14 protein-coding genes are annotated in these 17,118 nt (G+C 62.5%); 9 read left to right on the plus strand and 5 right to left on the minus strand.

The features are described 5' to 3' along the window. Positions 1 to 12 precede the first annotated feature (12 nt). The 5 genes from rpmH (at position 13) to mnmE (ending at position 4,109) form a co-directional block, all read left to right on the plus strand. Complete coding sequence (gene rpmH / locus VJ698_RS19095; protein WP_040041456.1) at positions 13 to 147, plus strand: 50S ribosomal protein L34; 135 nt, start codon at positions 13 to 15, stop codon at positions 145 to 147. Continuing rightward, positions 107 to 571, plus strand: coding sequence for a ribonuclease P protein component (gene rnpA, locus VJ698_RS19100; protein WP_414691192.1), 465 nt, complete (start codon positions 107 to 109; stop codon positions 569 to 571). Before rpmH ends, rnpA begins: the two co-directional genes overlap by 41 nt. Further along, complete coding sequence (gene yidD, locus VJ698_RS19105) at positions 571 to 831, plus strand: membrane protein insertion efficiency factor YidD (protein WP_324104390.1); 261 nt, start codon at positions 571 to 573, stop codon at positions 829 to 831. The genes rnpA and yidD overlap by 1 nt, the downstream gene beginning before the upstream one ends. Positions 832 to 857: 26 nt before the next feature. Then, positions 858 to 2,504: a membrane protein insertase YidC gene (yidC, locus tag VJ698_RS19110; protein WP_324104391.1), complete on the plus strand. Its 1,647-nt coding sequence runs from the start codon at positions 858 to 860 to the stop codon at positions 2,502 to 2,504. Between the two features lie 231 nt (positions 2,505 to 2,735). Continuing rightward, positions 2,736 to 4,109, plus strand: coding sequence for a tRNA uridine-5-carboxymethylaminomethyl(34) synthesis GTPase MnmE (gene mnmE, locus VJ698_RS19115; RefSeq protein WP_324104392.1), 1,374 nt, complete (start codon positions 2,736 to 2,738; stop codon positions 4,107 to 4,109). A gap of 148 nt (positions 4,110 to 4,257) precedes the next feature. Here mnmE and VJ698_RS19120 read toward each other — a convergent pair whose 3' ends face one another. From VJ698_RS19120 to VJ698_RS19140, 5 genes are all read right to left on the minus strand, one after another. Then, positions 4,258 to 4,479 carry a hypothetical protein gene (locus VJ698_RS19120; RefSeq protein ID WP_324104393.1) on the minus strand — a complete coding sequence of 74 codons (222 nt, stop codon included), beginning with the start codon at positions 4,477 to 4,479 and terminating at the stop codon, positions 4,258 to 4,260. A gap of 191 nt (positions 4,480 to 4,670) precedes the next feature. Then, positions 4,671 to 5,054 carry a response regulator transcription factor gene (locus VJ698_RS19125; RefSeq protein ID WP_324104394.1) on the minus strand — a complete coding sequence of 128 codons (384 nt, stop codon included), beginning with the start codon at positions 5,052 to 5,054 and terminating at the stop codon, positions 4,671 to 4,673. An 8-nt stretch (positions 5,055 to 5,062) separates the two neighbouring features. After that, a complete protein-coding gene (locus VJ698_RS19130) occupies positions 5,063 to 6,241 on the minus strand; it encodes a two-component system response regulator (protein WP_324104395.1) in 1,179 nt (392 codons plus the stop codon). Positions 6,242 to 6,261: 20 nt separating this feature from the next. Beyond that, positions 6,262 to 10,491 carry a PAS domain S-box protein gene (locus VJ698_RS19135; RefSeq protein ID WP_324104396.1) on the minus strand — a complete coding sequence of 1,410 codons (4,230 nt, stop codon included), beginning with the start codon at positions 10,489 to 10,491 and terminating at the stop codon, positions 6,262 to 6,264. Positions 10,492 to 10,602: 111 nt separating this feature from the next. After that, positions 10,603 to 11,547, minus strand: coding sequence for a CAP domain-containing protein (locus tag VJ698_RS19140; RefSeq protein WP_324104397.1), 945 nt, complete (start codon positions 11,545 to 11,547; stop codon positions 10,603 to 10,605). A gap of 337 nt (positions 11,548 to 11,884) precedes the next feature. Between VJ698_RS19140 and VJ698_RS19145 the strand changes: the two genes are divergently transcribed. The 4 genes from VJ698_RS19145 (at position 11,885) to VJ698_RS19160 (ending at position 17,079) form a co-directional block, all read left to right on the plus strand. Continuing rightward, a complete protein-coding gene (locus tag VJ698_RS19145; protein WP_324104398.1) occupies positions 11,885 to 12,952 on the plus strand; it encodes an AbrB family transcriptional regulator in 1,068 nt (355 codons plus the stop codon). A 93-nt stretch (positions 12,953 to 13,045) separates the two neighbouring features. Then, a complete protein-coding gene (locus VJ698_RS19150) occupies positions 13,046 to 14,152 on the plus strand; it encodes an ABC transporter substrate-binding protein (RefSeq protein WP_324104399.1) in 1,107 nt (368 codons plus the stop codon). A gap of 83 nt (positions 14,153 to 14,235) precedes the next feature. Beyond that, positions 14,236 to 15,996, plus strand: a complete 1,761-nt coding sequence (locus VJ698_RS19155; protein WP_324104400.1) for an iron ABC transporter permease — start codon at positions 14,236 to 14,238, stop codon at positions 15,994 to 15,996. A gap of 9 nt (positions 15,997 to 16,005) precedes the next feature. Continuing rightward, positions 16,006 to 17,079 (plus strand): ABC transporter ATP-binding protein, encoded by a 1,074-nt coding sequence (locus VJ698_RS19160; RefSeq protein ID WP_324104401.1) that lies wholly within the window; start codon positions 16,006 to 16,008, stop codon positions 17,077 to 17,079. Positions 17,080 to 17,118: the final 39 nt, after the last annotated feature.

Genomic DNA, 17,118 nt, shown 5'->3' on the forward strand with positions numbered 1-17,118 from the left:
GCGAGACCAATAATGAAACGTACTTACCAACCTTCCGTCGTCCGCCGCAAGCGTACCCACGGCTTCCGCGTTCGCATGGCAACCCGTGGTGGCCGCGCTGTTCTCAATGCGCGCCGCGCCAAGGGCCGCAAGCGTCTGGCCGTCTGAGCCAGACATTGCACCGCACGCTGCTGGCGTGGGCGAAGCTCGTTCTCAACACTACGCACGCGATCGGCGAATCGTTAAAACGGATGAATTTTCATCCGTTTTTCGTTTGCGGCCCGTCCATCGCACGGCACACTTCGTGCTGTATGCGCGCAGCAACCAACTGAACCGCGCCCGGCTGGGCATCGTCGCCGCCAAGCGTTTTGCGCCGCGCGCGGTCACGCGCAACATGATCAAGCGCATCACGCGCGAATTGTTCCGCCAATCCGACCTGCCGCCGATCGATTGCATCGTACGCCTGTCCAAACCAGTGAACTCCAAGGCCGAACCGGCATCGACCGCGAAGCTCAAGTCCGCATTGCGTAACGAGCTGACGTTGCTGCTTCGCTCGAAGCACACGCTGCCCGCATCCAACGAGGCACGCTGATGAAAACGCTTTTACTGCTACTATTGCGCGCGTACCAGCTGGGTATCAGCCCTTTCCTCGGCCGGAACTGCCGCTTTTATCCGAGCTGTTCGAGCTATGCTATGGAAGCAATTCGCGAACATGGCGCGGCCAGGGGCAGCCTGCTGGCCGCGAAGCGCCTGTGCAAATGCCATCCGTGGCATCCAGGCGGGCTGGACCCGGTGCCGAAGAAGGCGACCGGCGAAACGACGACAGACGCATGCGCCTGCCATCATCACTGAATTCCTGATTACTGACCAATACGCTTATGGATATCCAACGTACCGTCCTGTGGGTTGTGTTCTCGTTGTCCCTGCTCTTGCTGTGGGACAACTGGATGCGCTACAACGGCAAACCGTCAATGTTCTTCCCGACCACGACGCAGACGGCCAAACCGGCATCCGGCAGCGCACCGGCGAACAAGGCCGATGTGCCGCAGGCAAGCACTCCTGCCGCCACACCCGCTGCCGTCCCGGCCACCGCGCCGCAAGCGAAGAGCGAAACCGTGACCATCACCACCGATGTGTTCAAGGCGGACATCGACACTCTCGGCGGCGAAATCAAGCGCCTGGAACTCCTCCAGCACAAGGATCCGGTCGATCCGACCAAGCATATGGTCCTGTTCGAGTCCGACCCCAACCACACTTACCTCGGCCAGACCGGCCTGATCGGCGGTCCGTTCCCGAACCACAAGTCGGTGTTCGTTGCGAAACCCGGCCCGCGCACGCTGGACGGCAACAACGAACTGCAACTGGTGCTGGAATCCGAGCAGAACGGCGTCAAGCTGGTCAAGACCTTCACGTTCAAGCGCGGCGACTACGAGATCGGCCTCAAGCATGAAGTGATCAACAACAGCGGCGCGCCGATCAGCCCCTCTCTCTATCTGCAACTCGTCCGCGACGGCAACAAGCCTGAAGGCACGTCGAAGTTCTACAGCACCTTCACCGGCCCGGCCGTCTATACGGAAGGAGAGAAATTCCAGAAGATGACCTTCGAAGATATCGAGAAGGGCAAGGCCAAGCACGCGACCAAGGCCAACGATGGCTGGATTGCACTGGTCCAGCACTATTTCGTGTCGGCCTTCCTGCCGCCGCAAAATGTGCCTCGGGAGATTTACACGAAGAAGGTCGACAACAACCTGTACGCTGTCGGCACCATCCTGCCGCTGGGCACCGTTGCCCCGGGCGCAAGCGCGACGATGCAGACACCACTGTATTCCGGTCCGGAAGTGTCGTCCACACTGGAAAAACTGGCGCCCGGCCTGGAACTGGTGAAGGACTATGGCTGGCTGACCATTGTCGCCAAGCCGATCTTCTGGCTCATGACCCAGATCCACAAGGTTCTTGGCAACTGGGGCTGGACCATCATTGTGCTGACCATCCTTATCAAGCTGGCCTTCTTCCCGTTGTCCGCCGCGAGCTATCGCAGCATGGCGAAGATGAAGACGGTCACGCCGAAGATGCAGAACATCCGCGAGCGTTACAAGAGCGATCCGGCTAAGATGAACCAGGCCATGATGGACCTGTACCGCACCGAGAAGATCAATCCGCTTGGCGGCTGCCTGCCGATCGTGGTGCAGATCCCGGTGTTCATCGCGTTGTACTGGGTGTTGCTGGCGTCGGTCGAAATGCGCAACGCGCCGTGGCTCGGCTGGATCCATGACCTGGCATCGCCCGACCCGTTCTATATTCTCCCGGTCGTGATGGCGGTTTCGATGTTCGTCCAGACCAAGCTGAATCCGACGCCGCCGGACCCGGTCCAGGCCAAGGTGATGATGGTCATGCCGATCGTGTTCTCGGTCATGTTCTTCTTCTTCCCGTCCGGCCTCGTGCTGTACTGGGTCGTGAACAACGTGCTGTCGATCACGCAGCAATGGGTGATCACGAAGAAGATCACGGGCGGCAAGCCAGCGTAAGCGTTATTCTGCGCAATAAGGAAGCCCGTGCGATGCGCGGGCTTTTTGTTTTTGTCCACGGAAAACACGGAAAGCACAGAAATTATTCGGGACGTGCAACGGCATCTCTCCGTTGAAAGAACATCGAATTGATACAGTCGATTCTGTTGTTGTTTTCCGTGTTTTTTGTGTTTTCCGTGGACACCCGCTTTTCTGTTGCTTGCCGACACCTCCGAACCTACAATCATTTTCATGAACTACGATTCTTCTTCTCCGATTGCTGCCATTGCCACCGCGCCGGGGCGCGGCGGTATTGGCGTTGTGCGCATCTCTGGCAAGAACCTGGCACCAGTGATGCAGGCGGTGTGCGGCACGACATTGCTGCAGCCGCGTTATGCAACGTATTTGCCGTTCAAGAATGAAGACGGCAGCGTGATCGACCAGGGCATCGCGATCTACTTCAAGGCACCGCATTCCTATACCGGCGAGGATGTGCTGGAGCTGCAGGGCCATGGCGGACCGGTGGTGATGCAAATGCTGCTGGCGCGCTGCCTGCAGGCCGGGCAGGAGATCGGGCTGCGCGTGGCGGAGCCAGGCGAATTCACGCAGCGTTCCTTCATGAACGACAAGCTCGACCTGGCGCAGGCCGAGGCGGTGGCCGACCTGATCGAGGCGTCGACTGAAGCGGCAGTGAAATCGGCCTCGGCGTCGCTGACCGGCGCATTTTCAAAGACCATTCATGAACTGGTCGACAAGGTCGTGCACTTGCGCATGCTGGTGGAAGCCACGCTCGACTTCCCGGAGGAGGAAATCGATTTCCTCGAAAAATCCGATGCGCGCGGCCAGCTGGAGCGCATCCGCGCGAACCTGGGCGAGGTGTTCGAGCAGGCGGCGCAGGGTGCGCTGCTGCGTGAGGGCCTGAACGTGGTGCTGGCCGGCCAGCCGAACGTGGGCAAGTCCTCGCTGCTCAATGCGCTGGCCGGTTCGGATGTCGCCATCGTCACGCCGATCGCAGGCACGACGCGGGACAAGGTGACCGAGACGATCCAGATGGAAGGCATCCCGCTGCATATCATCGATACGGCCGGCATCCGCGATTCCGGCGACGAGGTCGAACGCATCGGCATCGAGCGGACCTGGAATGAAGTGCAGAAGGCGGATGTGATCGTGCATCTGCTCGATGCAAGTCGCGGGCCGACGCGCGGCGACGAGGACATCATGGCGCGTTTCCCGTCCGGCGTGCCGGTGCTGCGCGTGTGGAACAAGATCGACCTGTCGGGCCACAAGCCAGCGGTTGACCGCATGCCGGATGCGACGCATATCTATCTGTCGGCGACCGAGCGGCGCGGCATCGACCTGCTGCGCACGGAATTGCTGCGCGTGGCCGGCTGGCAGCAGACCGGTGAGTCTCGTTTCCTGGCGCGCGAGCGGCACTTGCTGGCACTGAAGACGGCGCGCGAGCATCTCGAGCTTGCCGCCGCGCACGCATCGAAAGACAGCCAGGCGCTTGACTTGTTTGCGGAGGAATTGCGGCTCGCGCAGGAATGCCTGAACAGCATCACCGGCGAATTCACGTCAGACGATTTGCTGGGCGTGATTTTCAGCCGTTTCTGTATAGGAAAGTAGCTTGCCCGCTGTCAGTGCACTGATTTTAATCAAAGGAAAAATTTCCTTATAGATCATGCACATAGATAACGTTATTCCGGGTTGCCCACAGAAATATCCACACAGGATGTGGGCAAGTAGATGGCGATTGAACGGCGCTTGAAAACCGTCAGGCATCGATCCCGGCGAGCAGGCGGTGCGCAAGCGCCTTGGCTTGCTCCAGCGCCTGCTCCGGACTATCGGAGGGCGCATCGACCGTATGCTGCGTATCATCGCTGCCCGCGCCGCGTTCACGGCTCAGCATGACGACCCCGCGGAACTTGCCGTCCTGCTGTTCCTGAATGTCCGCCTGGGCGACCCAATCCGCTTTCATGTACTTGATGACTGTCATCGCTGCCTCCTTCATGCATGTGCATAGGACTGTGCGAGGCACACAATGTTCAGGCCGCATGCGATGCCCGGCGGATGCCTGCCTTGATTTTAATCAGAATGAAAATTTCCTTGCAGATCATGGAGATAGGCAAGTCGGGTAGGACTTGTCCACAGTTTTAGCCACAGGAAATGTGGGCAATTGCAACGAAGCTAGACTGTCTTGAACGCGACCTGCGCGATCGTCTGCAGCAGCGTGGCCGGGTTGAAGGGCTTGACGATGTAGCCGGCGGCGCCATGCTGCATGGCTGTGCTGACGGAAGTGCGATCATTGTCACCCGTTACCATCAGGACCGTCGTCTGGGGCCACTGCTCTCTGACGCGCTTCAGCACATCGAGTCCATTGCAGTCCGGCAGCATGATGTCGAGACAGACGATCTGCGGCTGCAAGCGCGCCGCCAGTTCCAGCCCGAGCTGCCCGCTCGCGGCGGTGCCGACCACTTTGTAGCCATGCTCGATCAGGATATGGCGCAGCATGGCGCGACCGACGTCGTTGTCGTCAACGATGAGGATGGAGGTACGGGAAGGTGCCGCCATGTTTCACCTCATGCGACTCGGGAGGTGACCGGCTGCGGGGCGAGCCCGTTGTCGTCTTCCGGCGCGTCTTTGTCCTTGCCGTGCCCGTTGTCGCTGTATTGCCGCGCGATCTCGCGGAACTGGTGCTCGATCTCGTTGAAGGCATCGAGCACATCGGGATCGAAGTGCGTGCCGCGGCCCTGCCGGATGATCCTGGCCGCTTCTTCGTGGCTGAACGCGGGCTTGTACACGCGACGCGAGATCAGCGCGTCGTAGACATCGGCCAGTGCCATCAGCCGCGCCGCCAGCGGGATGGCGTCGCCTTTCAGCCCCTGCGGATAGCCGCTGCCGTCCCACTTTTCGTGATGGCAGTAGGCGATGTCGCGTGCGAAGGCGAGAAAGCCGTTGCTACCGCCGAGATGCTTTTCCACGGCAATAATGGCGTCGCGGCCATACACCGCATGCATCTTCATGATCTCGAATTCATCCGGATCGAGCTTTCCCGGCTTGAGCAGGATGCGGTCGGGCACGCCGACCTTGCCGATGTCGTGCAGCGGCGCCGACTTGAACAGCAGGTGGATGTTCTCTTCGGTGAGTACCTCGGCAAAACGCGCATGGTGCTGCAGCTTGCGCGCCAACGCGGCAACGTAGGCCTGCGTGCGGCGGATGTGGTTGCCGGTTTCGTTGTCGCGCGTTTCCGCCAGCGAGGCCATGGCGAGGATGGTGGCGTCCTGCATCTGCATCACTTCGCGCGTGCGCTGTTCGACGAGATGTTCCAGGTGCGTATTCTGGTCCTTCAGAAACTCGCGCGCCTTCTTCAGACTCAGTTGCGTGGCCACGCGCGCGAGCACGATGGCCGGGCTAATCGGCTTGGGAATGTAGTCGACCGCGCCGAGGCTCAGGCCTATTTCCTCGTCTTCCTGCTGCGTCTTTGCGGTGAGGAACATGACGGGAATATCGGCGGTTTCCGGCGCGGCCTTCAGGCGGCGGCAGGTTTCATAGCCGTCCAGCACGGGCATCATCACGTCAAGCAGGATGAGGTCGGGGCAGGGCGCGACGGAAGCGATCTGCAGCGCCTTGAGGCCGTTGGTGGCGATCTTCAGCTTGTACTTGTCCTTGAGGAGCGCGGAGAGCAGCGAGATATTGTCCGGCGTGTCGTCGACGATCAGGATGGTTTGCTTGCGCAGGCTGTCGAATGGAATGCTCATCAGTACGCTCCCCCTGGATGCTAGTCGATCGAATAGCCGCTGTTCCCGATACCTGCCTGCAGCGCGGCGAGCGCGGCGTCGAAGTCGTAGTGGTGCGTGGCGCGCTCGATGCGACGCCAGCTTTCCTCATCCAGCGCAGCCGACATCAGGTGCGCCGATTGCGCCAGCAGGTCGCTCGCTTCGGCATCCGATTCTTTCAGCAGTTGCGCGAAGCGAGAGATCGCGGCCTGCACCTCGCCGCGGTCGATTGCCGTGCTTTCAACGGTCACGGCAGGAACGGAGGAAGGCAGCACCTTGTCGATGGCCTGCATCAAGGCGTGCATGGTGCGTTCGAGCTCATCCAGCAAGGGAGCCAGCATGTCGATGCCGCTGCCGCGATGGATCTCAGCCTCCAGCCTGCCGCACAGTTGCTGCAGGTTGGTCGCACCGAGCAGCGCCGCGACGCCCTTGAGCGTGTGCGCGCAGCGTTCTGCCAGCTCACGGTCGTGAGCGATCGCGTTGCGGATCCTGCTGGCGATGCCGTCCTGGTCTTCACGGAAGCGCGCCAGCATCTGCAGGTAGAAGCTGCGATTGCCGAGCGTGCGCGACAGGCCGTCCCTGACGTCGATGCCGTCGATCTCCAGTTCGGCTTCCGCTGCGATATCAGTGCTGTCCTGCGGCGGCTCCTCCGGGACGACGTTCTGCGGGCACCAGCGCGCGATCGCGCGATACAGCTCGTCGGGGCTGATCGGCTTGGCGAGATGGTCGTTCATGCCGGAGGCGAAGCAGCGCTCGCGTTCTTCCACCATCGCATGCGCGGTCATGGCGATGATCGGCAGCGCGTTGAAGCGTTTGTCGCTGCGAATGCGGCGCGTGGCTTCGTGACCATCCATTTCCGGCATCTGCACATCCATGAAGACGAGGCCGTAGCAGCCGGGCCCAGCGGCGTCGAGCTTCTCCAGCGCAACCAGGCCGTTGGCGGCGATCTCGATTGTCAGGCCGGCGGAACGCAGCAGTTCGGCGGCGATCTGCTGGTTGATCTCGTTGTCTTCGACCAGTAGCACATTCAGGCCGCGGAAGCGCGGTGCGCGATCGCTGACGCCGGTGATGGCCGCGCGCGCGTGCGGCGCGAACAGTTCGACCAGGGTGTCGACCAGGGTCGAGGCGTTGACCGGCTTGACGAGGAAGCTGTCGGCCTGCACATGCTCGATGCGGTAACGCGCTTCCTCGCGTCCGTGCGCACTGAGCAGTACCATGCGCGGCGGCGCGGCCAGCGCTTCGTCGATTCTCACTGCGCCGATCAGGTCGATGCCGTCCATGCCGGGCATGTAAAGGTCGGTGAACACCACGCCGTACGGCTGCGTACCGTCAGCGGCGCGGATCATGTCGAGCGCCTCGGCCGCGCCGGCGGCAAGTTCCACCTGCAGCGGCAGCACGGCCAGGCTGTCGGCGAGCACCTGGCGCGCGACCGGATTGTCGTCGACCACCAGCACCCGCATGCCGTCGATGATGGCCGGCACCGCGCGACGCCGCTCCAGCGCTTCCGCCATGCCGAACCAGGCGGTGAAGCGGATGGTGGTGCCGAGACCGGGCTCGCTCTCCAACCAAATGGCGCCGCCCATCAGCTCCACCAGCCGCCTGGCGATCGACAGGCCGAGGCCGGTGCCGCCATACTTGCGCGTGGTCGATTCATCGGCCTGGCTGAATGCGCGGAACAGTTTCGCGGTCTGCTCCTGCGTCATGCCGATGCCGGTGTCACGCACGAGAAACTGCAGCTGGACCTTGTCGGCGCTGGCATCGAGCCGGCTGCAGGAAACGAAGATCTCGCCGCGTTCGGTGAACTTGATGGCGTTGTTGACCAGGTTGATCAGCACCTGCCCGAGGCGCAACGGATCGCCCACCAGTCCGCGTGGGACGTCGAGCGGAACCTGGAACACGTATTCGAGGCGTTTCTCGTGCGCCCTGGCGCCGGTGACGGTGGCGACGTTGTTGAGCACGTCATCCAGGTTGAAGCTGATGTGCTCCATGTCGAGCTTGCCGGCTTCGATCTTGGAAAAGTCGAGGATGTCGTTGATGATGCCCAGCAGCGAGATGCCGGCGCTACGGATCTTTTCCACGTAATCGCGCTGCTTCGCGTCGAGCCCGGTGCGCAGGGCGAGGTGCGCCATGCCGATGATGGCATTCATCGGTGTGCGGATCTCGTGGCTCATGTTCGCCAGGAACATCGACTTGGCGCGCGTGGTTTCCTCCGCGTGGCGGCGCGCCAGCTCTGCTTCCTTCAGTTCGGCCTGGATGCGCAACCGCTCGAGGCGGATACGTTCGGCCATGCTCTGCTTGAGGCTGTCCTCCAGCGCCTTGCGCTCGGTGATGTCGGTCATGAAGGACAGTGTCGCGGGCTTGCCTTCCCATTCGATCATCACCGCTGACAGCTGTACCCAGGCGATGGCGCCGGTCTGCTTGTTGACGATGCGGAACTGGTAGTACTGCTCGACCTGTTCGCCGCGCAGGCGGCGCATGTGGTGATCGATCACCAACGGCCGGTCCTCGGCGTGGATGGCGGCGACGAAGGGCTGCGCGAACAGTTCATCGCGTTCGTAGCCGGTGAGCTGCAGCAGGCGCGGATTGCACAGTACGATGCGCCCGTCCTGCACCACGAGGATGCATTCGGTGACGTTGTCGACCACCTGCCGGTAATGCTCTTCGGACTTGTTCAGGTCTTTCTCGAGCTGGCGGCGCTTGGTGATGTCCATCGCGACCCAGACCGTGCCGTGCGACAGGTCATGCGGGTTGACCGCGCGTCCGGAGAGGTAGGCCCAGAACATGCTGCCGTCGGCGCGCTTCATCTGCATTTCCGCTTCGAAGGCCTCGCCCCTGCTGACGGCCTCGGCGACCATGGCGCCTGTCGTCAGATATTCCTCGCGCGACGAATAGAAGGGTTCGAGCGACATGCCGGCGATGTTGCTGCGCTCGACCCCGAAGATCTCGAACATCGCACTGTTGGCCCAGTTCACGCGGCCTGCGGGATTCAGGAAGATCATGCCGACGATGGAGTTTTCCAGAATGGTCTCGCGCTCGGCGAGCGTCTGCTTGAGCTTGTCTTCCAGCGCCTTGCGCTCGGTGATGTCGTTGATGAAGACGAGCGCCGCCGGCCGCCCGCCCCAGTCGATCGTCACCACCGCGACCTGCACCCAGAGGCTCTGCCCGGTGCTGCGGTTGAACATGCGGAAAACAGCGTTCTGCTCGACTTCCTCGCCGCGCATGCGTCGGCGGTAACGATCCAGAACGAGGTGCTGGTCGTCGTGATGCACGCCGTCGAGGAATGGCTTGCCGATCAGTTCCGCTGCGGGCAGGCCGATGAAGTCCTTCACCCGGGAATTGGCGAAGGCGACCACACCGTCCTGCAACACCAGGATGCCTTCAATGGCGTTGTCCACCACCTGCCGGTGGTGTTCTTCGGACGTGATGAGCGCTTCCTGCTGGCGGCGGCGCTCGGTCTGGTCGGACAGGAAGGCGAGGATGGCCGGCTGCCCTTCCCAGTCGATGCGCACGCCGCTGGATTCCACCCACAAGACCGTGCCGTCCTTGCGCAGCAGGCGGAACTGCGAATAACCGGAGGATGCCGGCGCGCCGTCCATGCGGTTCCGGTAGCCGTCGAGCACCCTGGGCAGGTCCTCCGGATGGACCATGTTGGATAACGGCAGCGACAACAGTTCGTCCATCGTGTAACCGGACAGCTCGACGGTGCGCGGATTGCTGTAGATCAGGCGGCGTTCCTGCACGATCACGATGGCTTCACCGACGTTTTCCACCACGTCGCGGTACAGGTCCCTGGAGCGGCGCAGCGCGGCTTCCTCGGCTGCCTTGCGCCGTTCGATATCGGTGAAGGTGACAACCACGCGGCGCGCGCCGCTGTGCAGGGCAAGGGATTTGACGCTGACCAGCGCGGTCAGCAGCGAACCGTCCTTGCGGCGGATGCGCCATTCGTCGGAGAGTCTGGGGGATTCGGCGAACAGGCCGGCCACGAAGCGATCGCCATAGGCAGCGACCTCCGGGGGCGCCGCCTTGCTCCACGGCTGGCCGACAATCTCGTCCGGGCAATAGCCGAGCATGGCACAGAAGGCGCGGTTGACGCGCTGGAACGTGCCCGTCTCGTCGAGAAAACAGATACCGATGCCTGTGGCATCAAATGCCGCGCTCAACAGTTCATCGTCGTCGCGCGCTGATGAGGCTGTTGTTGTCGTCGCCATCGTGCCGCCCGCTTGTCTTGTCATGTCCCCTCTGTGCCGGCAGAAAGGCGGGGTGTGGCAAGCCGATACCCTGCTTTCCTTACAGCAACAAAGACACGATAGCAGATTCGCGCCGGGGTGGCACGGGGAAAGCGATTATTGTGTCGTGAATGCCCATGAGCGGCTAATGCCGGCGCCGTCCAGGCTGCCGGTGAACTGCACGTCGTAGGTCGTGGCCGCTTTGAGTACGCCAAGCGGAATGATGGCGACGGCCGAACCCGGGGTCTGGGGGTCGGTGTCATGCCTGAGCAACTGCACCGGCAGCGGATCGCCGCCACGCGGGCGGATGGTGAAGCTCTGGACGGCAAGTGTGGTGCCGAGGGTGGAGTGCACGCTGACCGGATAGCCGACCTCGTTGATGTTCGGGACCGGGTCGGGCACTTCGTTATCACTCAGAAAATTCACGGGCACGCGCTGCTGCCCCGAATACGGATAGGTGAACAGCCTGCTGCGTTCCTGCGGGGTCGTATCGATGCCGATGGTTGCGAAGTCGGTCGTGAAGTAGGTCAGGCCATTGGTGACGGTGGCGGCACCGGAGCCGCCTTCCTTGAAGATCGGCTCGAAAATGACAAAGCGGTGATAGATCGCCGCGATCAGGTCTTCCGCGGCATTGAAGCCGGAACGGTCGCTTGTTGCCGAAATCACCTCGCCATACGCATAGCCGCCGGCCGGCAGCAGGTAGCCCGCGGCCATCAAGCGGTCACCCGTGGTCTGCCCGGTGAAGCCGGGTTTGCCGGCGATCTGCTCATGGGTGATGGTGTCGTTTAACTTCTGGTAGTCGGAATGCCCCTGCGCCGCCAGGTCGAGCTTCGCATTACGCGCCACGCCCGGGAGTCCGGCCTGCTGGCGCCGGAAGTTGAACCAGTTGAAACCGTCGGTCGCCGTGTTACCGGTCGTCTGCGGCGCGCCGGGATCGAGCGATGTGACCGCTTTGACCGGACTGGAAGTCGTCGTGCCGGATCCGCCATTGCCACCGCCGCCGCAAGCAGCGAGGGCGAGCAAGACCAGTATGGACAGGACAGGGCGCAGGGATCGTCCCATTGTTTCTCCTTGGTTTCGGGATGTGGGGGGCATGGCAAACCTAAGCGCAAAATTTGAATTAGATACGGACTTTTACTTCCGGTTGCAAAGTATCCCGACGAAATTTCTGCTGCAATGGCAATTTGACACCGCTCAGTCGAACATGATCCTGATATACATAAACAAATGACAGGCTTTTGAAAGCTTGCAGCAGGTATGTTTGACGCAGGACGACGGCAGGAGACGCCGGCGTCGACAACAAGAGCATGATGAACGCGCGCCGGGCAAATGTCGCGTCTTTCGTGCAAAATTTCCATAACTACAAATATGCCACCCTGCGCGCTTCCCGGCTGAAGCCATGCATGCCGCCCTTATGCCATTCCTGGACCGATCCACCGTTCAGCCCCTCCTGCTTACGCTGGCAGTCGGCTTCCTTTCCGCCATCCTGTGCCAGTGGCTCAAAACGCCGCTGCCGTGGATGATCGGCCCGCTGTTCAGCACTGCCGCCGCGCGCATGGCCGGCGCCGGATTGCGCTGCCCGGTGCAAGTACGGGAAGCCGGGCAATGGGCGATCGGCACCGCGCTCGGCCTGTACTTCACGACGCCGGTGCTGAAGGTGCTGGTGTCGTTCAGCGGTTTCATCCTCGCCGGCGTGCTGTTCGCGCTCCTGCTCGGCCTGGTGGGCGGCTGGATGCTGCACCGGCTGTCCGGCATCGACAAGACCACAGCCTTCTTCGCCATGGCGGTCGGCGGTGCTTCGGAGATGGCGACCCAGGGCGAACGCCACGGCGCCAAGGTCGATCGTGTGGCCGCTGCGCACAGCCTGCGCATCATGCTGGTGGTCGGGATCATCCCCTTCGTGTTCAAGTTCTCCGGCGTGCAGGGTCAGGATGTGTTCGTGCCCGGCGCGCGCGTGGTGCACTACGGCGGCCTGGCGCTGCTGATCCTGCTGACCTCGGCCTGCGCGCTCGTGCTCGAGCGCACCAGGGCGCCCAATGCCTGGGTGATCGGTCCGCTGCTGGTGGCCGCGACGCTGACCGCATCCGGACTGAACCTGTCGGCGCTGCCGGAGTGGATGGTGCATCTCGGACAGCTCTTCATCGGCGTATCGCTCGGCACACGCTTCACGCCGGAATTCCTGCATACCGCGCCGCGCTACCTGGTAAGCGTGGCGATCTGCGCGCTGATGGCGATGGCTATCGCCGCCAGTTTCGCATTCGGCCTGGCGATGATCAGCGGCATGCATCCCGCCACGGCGGTCCTCGCGACCTCGCCGGGCGGCATCGCGGAAATGAGCCTGACGGCCAAAACACTACAGCTCGGCGTGCCGATCGTCACCGCCTTCCACGTCACACGCCTGGCGGCGCTGGTCATGACGATCGGGCCGATGTACCGCTTTGCAGAGCGCGTCAGGAACGCAAGGTAACGTGAAGCGGCAGGAATGGCGTATTCTGGCGCTGTTGATTTTTTGCACATGAGGTTGGGTCCACAAGGCATTTCACACAAGGAGGCAGATACCATGTTGTCAGGAAAAAGCATCATCACCGCCGCACTCGTCACGACCTTCGCGTCCTTCACGGCGGGCGCATTCGCCCAGGTTCCGGCGGGCTATCCGGCGGATTACGCGAAGATCGTCGACGGAGCAAAGAAGGAAGGCAAGCTGGTGGTTTACTCGACGACCGATACCAAGGCTGCGGAACCGCTGCTCAAGGATTTCAATGCCCTGTACCCCGGCGTCAAGGTCGAATACAACGACATGAACTCGACCGAGGTCTACAACCGCTTCATCTCCGAGGCGGCAGCCGGCGGCAATACCGCCGACGTGCTGTGGTCTTCATCGATGGACCTGCAGATCAAACTGGCGGCTGACGGTTATGCCATGCAATACAAGTCGCCCGAGGTGGCAGCCATCCCGAACTGGGCCGTGATGAACAACACCGCCTACGGTACGACCTTCGAGCCTGCCGTGTTTGTCTACAACACGCGACTGGTACCCGCCAATGAAGTGCCGGCCACGCACGCGGACTTCGCGAAGCTGCTGACCAGCAAGACCGACAAGTACAAGGACAAGGTCACCACCTACGACATCGAGAAATCCGGCGTCGGCTTCATGTTCGTGACGCAGGATTCGCATGTCGACGAGAACGGCTTCTGGAACCTGGTCAAGGCCTTCGGCGCCACCGGCCTGCGCGTGCAGTCCTCCACCGGCACCATGCTGGAGCGCATTTCTTCCGGCGAGAACCTGATCGGCTACAACATCATCGGCTCGTACGCGCTGGTGCGCGCGAAGAAAGATCCGAACATCGGCGTCGTGATCCCGAAGGACTACACGCTGGTACTGTCGCGCGTGCAGTTCATCAACAAGACCGCGAAGAATCCGAATGCGGCCAAGCTGTGGTTCGACTACCTGCTCTCCAAGCGCGGCCAGAACGTGATCGCCAACGAGGCGAAGCTGTTCGCGATCCGCAGCGATGTCACGGGTGAAGCAACGTCTGCCGCGCTGAGCAAGGAAATCGGCAAGGGCTTGAAGCCGGTTCCGGTCAATACCTCGCTGCTGCAGTACCTCGACCAAACAAAGCGGCTCGCCTTCCTGAAGAAGTGGAAAGAGACGATGGCGAAGAAGTAAGACTGCCGCGACGGCCGCCCGCATGATTCCTCCGCGGGCGGCCGGATCCGATCGTGCCGCTTTTTTCTTCCCGGTCATCAGCCATGCAAACCCTGTCGTCTTCGCGCCTGAACTGGCCGCGCGGCCTCGTCGTCACCCTGACGGCGATCGCCATCTTCCTGCCGCTGCTGCTCATCTTTTACCAGAGCTTCCTGTCGGCGCCCTTCTTCGTGCCAAACAAGACGCTCGGGCTGGATTCCTATCGTTTCATCTTCGATGATCCGGACTTCAGCCAGGCCTTCATCAACGGCGCCATCCTGTCAGTGGGCATGACAGCCATCGCGCTCCCGCTCGGCGCGATGCTGGCCTTCCTGATGGTGCGCACCGACCTGCCCGGGCGCAACTGGCTGGCGCCCATGCTGCTGGTGCCGATTTTCGTATCGCCGATGGTGATGGCCTTCGGCTATGTCGTGTCGATGGGGCCGGTCGGCTTTTACACGACGTGGATCAAGCAATGGACCGGCGTGCAGCCCTGGAACATCTATGCCTTCTCCAGCATCGTCGTCATCGCCGGCCTGACCCATGTGCCGCATGTCTACCTGTACGCCTCATCAGCGCTCAAGAGCCTCGGCTCGGACGTGGAGGAAGCGGCGCGCGTTGCCGGCGCCTCGCCGCTGCAGGTGGCGCTGAACGTGTCCCTGCCGATGATCATGCCGGCACTCGCCTATGCCGGCGTGCTGGTGCTGTTCCTCGGCTTCGAGGTGTTCGGCCTGGTGCTGGTGCTGGGCGATCCGGAGGGCCACCTCGTGGTGGCAACTTATCTTTACAAGCTGACCAACAAGCTCGGCACGCCGTCCTACCACCTGATGGCCGCGGTCGCGGTGTGCCTGGTCGCGGTGACAGTGCCGCTCGTGCTGTGCCAGCGCTTCCTGCTCAGGACAGCCAACAAGTATGTGTCGATCAAGGGCAAGGGCGCGCGCCAGAAGCCGCTGCCGCTGGGGAAATGGAAGTGGATTGCGTTCGGCTTCATCGCGCTCTGGCTGCTGCTGACGATCTTCATGCCGATCTCGGGCATCGCGCTGCGTTCCTTCGTGTCCTACTGGGGCGAAGGGGTCAAGCTGGCTGACGTGTTCACGCTCCAGCACTTCACCGACATCCTCGACCAGCCGTCCCTGCTGCGCGCCATCTTCAACACGGTGCTGATCGGCGTGGTCGGCGGCGCCGTGGCAGTCATGTGCTACGCGGCGATCGCGCTCGCCGCGCACCGCAGGCAGGACGGCATCACGCGCTTCCTCGACTACAGCGTGCTGATCCCGCGCGCGGTGCCGGGCCTGCTGGCGGGCCTCGCCTTTCTGTGGGTGTTCCTGTTCGTGCCGGCCACGCTCGACCATTTCCTCAAGAGCATGGATAACGGGGTCGCTCAATGGCTGTCGGAGAATCTGATCCCGCCACTGCGCGAACTGCGCTCGACCATCTTCTCGGTGTGGCTCGCCTACTCAGTGGTGTGGCTGGCTTATGGCCTGCGCCTGATCTCGACCGCGCTGCTGCAGGTCGGCCCCGAACTGGAAGAAGCGGCGCGTGCCGTCGGCGCGCGGCGCGGGCGCATCACGCGCGACATCACGCTGCCGCTGGCGCGCTACGGGTTGCTGGGCGCATGGCTGATGGTGTTCCTGATCTTCGAGCGCGAATATTCCACCGGCGTGTACCTGCTCTCGCCCGGCACGGAAGTGATCGGCTCGATGCTGGTGTCGATGTGGGGATCGGGTGCGATCGACCTGGTGGCGGCGCTGTCGTTCATCAACATCATCCTGGTGGCGATCGGTCTGGGCATTGCGTTGCGCTTTGGCGTGAAGTTGCATGATTAAGGTGAAAGAATGAACGAACTCTCCGTCAAGGATCTGTATCTCGATTACGGCAGCGGCGCATCGGCCAACGCAATCCTCAAGGGCGTATCGATGGAATTGCAGCGCGGCGAAGTGGTCGCGCTGCTCGGCCCCTCCGGCAGCGGCAAGACCACCCTGCTGCGCGCCGTCGCCGGCCTGGAAAGCCCGAAGGCCGGCACCATCCGGATCGGCGAGCGCGCCGTGTTCGACGGCGGCAGCGGGCTGGAAATGCCGGCCGAGGAACGCAATCTGGGCCTGGTGTTCCAGTCCTATGCGCTGTGGCCGCACAAGACGGTGTTCGACAATGTGGCTTACGGCCTCCGTCTGCGCAAGATGAGCCGCGGCGAGATCGCGGAACGCGTCAACAAGGTGCTGCCGCAGCTCGGCCTGGGCCAGCTCGCGGAGCGCTATCCGCACCAGCTGTCCGGCGGCCAGCAGCAGCGCGTGGCGATTGCGCGCGCGCTGGTCTACAACCCGCCGGTCATCCTGCTGGACGAACCGCTGTCCAACCTCGATGCGAAACTGCGTGAGGAAGCGCGCGCCTTCCTGCGCGAGCTGATCGTTCGCCTCGGCCTGTCGGCGCTGATGGTGACGCACGACCAGGGCGAAGCGATGGCGATTGCCGACCGCATCCTGCTGCTCAACAACGGCAGGATCGAGCAGCAGGGCACGCCGCAGGAAATGTATGAAACGCCGCAGACCTTGTTCACCGCGGAATTCATGGGCAGCAACAACCGCCTGCCCGCGCGGCTGCTGCAGCGCGATGGCGCGAGCGTGAGCCTGCAGGTGGGCGGCACGACCATGCTGGGCACGGCGCGCGGCGCGCAGGCCGGCAGCGACATCAACGCCATGATCCGGGTCGAGCATGTGCGCATCTCCGGCACGCCAGTCGACAATGCGCTCAGGCTGCCGCTGCTGACCTGCATGTACCTCGGCGACCGCTGGGAATGCCTGTTCCATCACGGCAGGGAGGGTGACATCAAGCTGCGCGCCTATTCGCCGTACCGGCTGGAGGCGGGCGACTACTGGTTGCAGCTCCCATCGGAGAAGTTGTGGATTTTCTAATGGCCTGAACCCCTTCGAACCTTGTTTCCCCCGCTGTCC

This window comes from Noviherbaspirillum sp. (genome assembly GCF_035254685.1).
Classification (GTDB): domain Bacteria; phylum Pseudomonadota; class Gammaproteobacteria; order Burkholderiales; family Burkholderiaceae_D; genus Noviherbaspirillum.

Excerpts from the sequence above, each read along its gene's own strand:
- rpmH (WP_040041456.1), top strand. The coding sequence starts at position 13 with ATGAAACGTACTTACCAACCTTCCGTCGTCCGCCGCAAGCGTACCCAC.
- rnpA (WP_414691192.1), top strand. The coding sequence starts at position 107 with ATGCGCGCCGCGCCAAGGGCCGCAAGCGTCTGGCCGTCTGAGCCAGAC.
- yidD (WP_324104390.1), top strand. The coding sequence starts at position 571 with ATGAAAACGCTTTTACTGCTACTATTGCGCGCGTACCAGCTGGGTATC.
- yidC (WP_324104391.1), top strand. The coding sequence starts at position 858 with ATGGATATCCAACGTACCGTCCTGTGGGTTGTGTTCTCGTTGTCCCTG.
- mnmE (WP_324104392.1), top strand. The coding sequence starts at position 2,736 with ATGAACTACGATTCTTCTTCTCCGATTGCTGCCATTGCCACCGCGCCG.
- VJ698_RS19120 (WP_324104393.1), bottom strand. The coding sequence starts at position 4,479 with ATGACAGTCATCAAGTACATGAAAGCGGATTGGGTCGCCCAGGCGGAC.
- VJ698_RS19125 (WP_324104394.1), bottom strand. The coding sequence starts at position 5,054 with ATGGCGGCACCTTCCCGTACCTCCATCCTCATCGTTGACGACAACGAC.
- VJ698_RS19130 (WP_324104395.1), bottom strand. The coding sequence starts at position 6,241 with ATGAGCATTCCATTCGACAGCCTGCGCAAGCAAACCATCCTGATCGTC.
- VJ698_RS19135 (WP_324104396.1), bottom strand. The coding sequence starts at position 10,491 with ATGACAAGACAAGCGGGCGGCACGATGGCGACGACAACAACAGCCTCA.
- VJ698_RS19140 (WP_324104397.1), bottom strand. The coding sequence starts at position 11,547 with ATGGGACGATCCCTGCGCCCTGTCCTGTCCATACTGGTCTTGCTCGCC.
- VJ698_RS19145 (WP_324104398.1), top strand. The coding sequence starts at position 11,885 with ATGCATGCCGCCCTTATGCCATTCCTGGACCGATCCACCGTTCAGCCC.
- VJ698_RS19150 (WP_324104399.1), top strand. The coding sequence starts at position 13,046 with ATGTTGTCAGGAAAAAGCATCATCACCGCCGCACTCGTCACGACCTTC.
- VJ698_RS19155 (WP_324104400.1), top strand. The coding sequence starts at position 14,236 with ATGCAAACCCTGTCGTCTTCGCGCCTGAACTGGCCGCGCGGCCTCGTC.
- VJ698_RS19160 (WP_324104401.1), top strand. The coding sequence starts at position 16,006 with ATGAACGAACTCTCCGTCAAGGATCTGTATCTCGATTACGGCAGCGGC.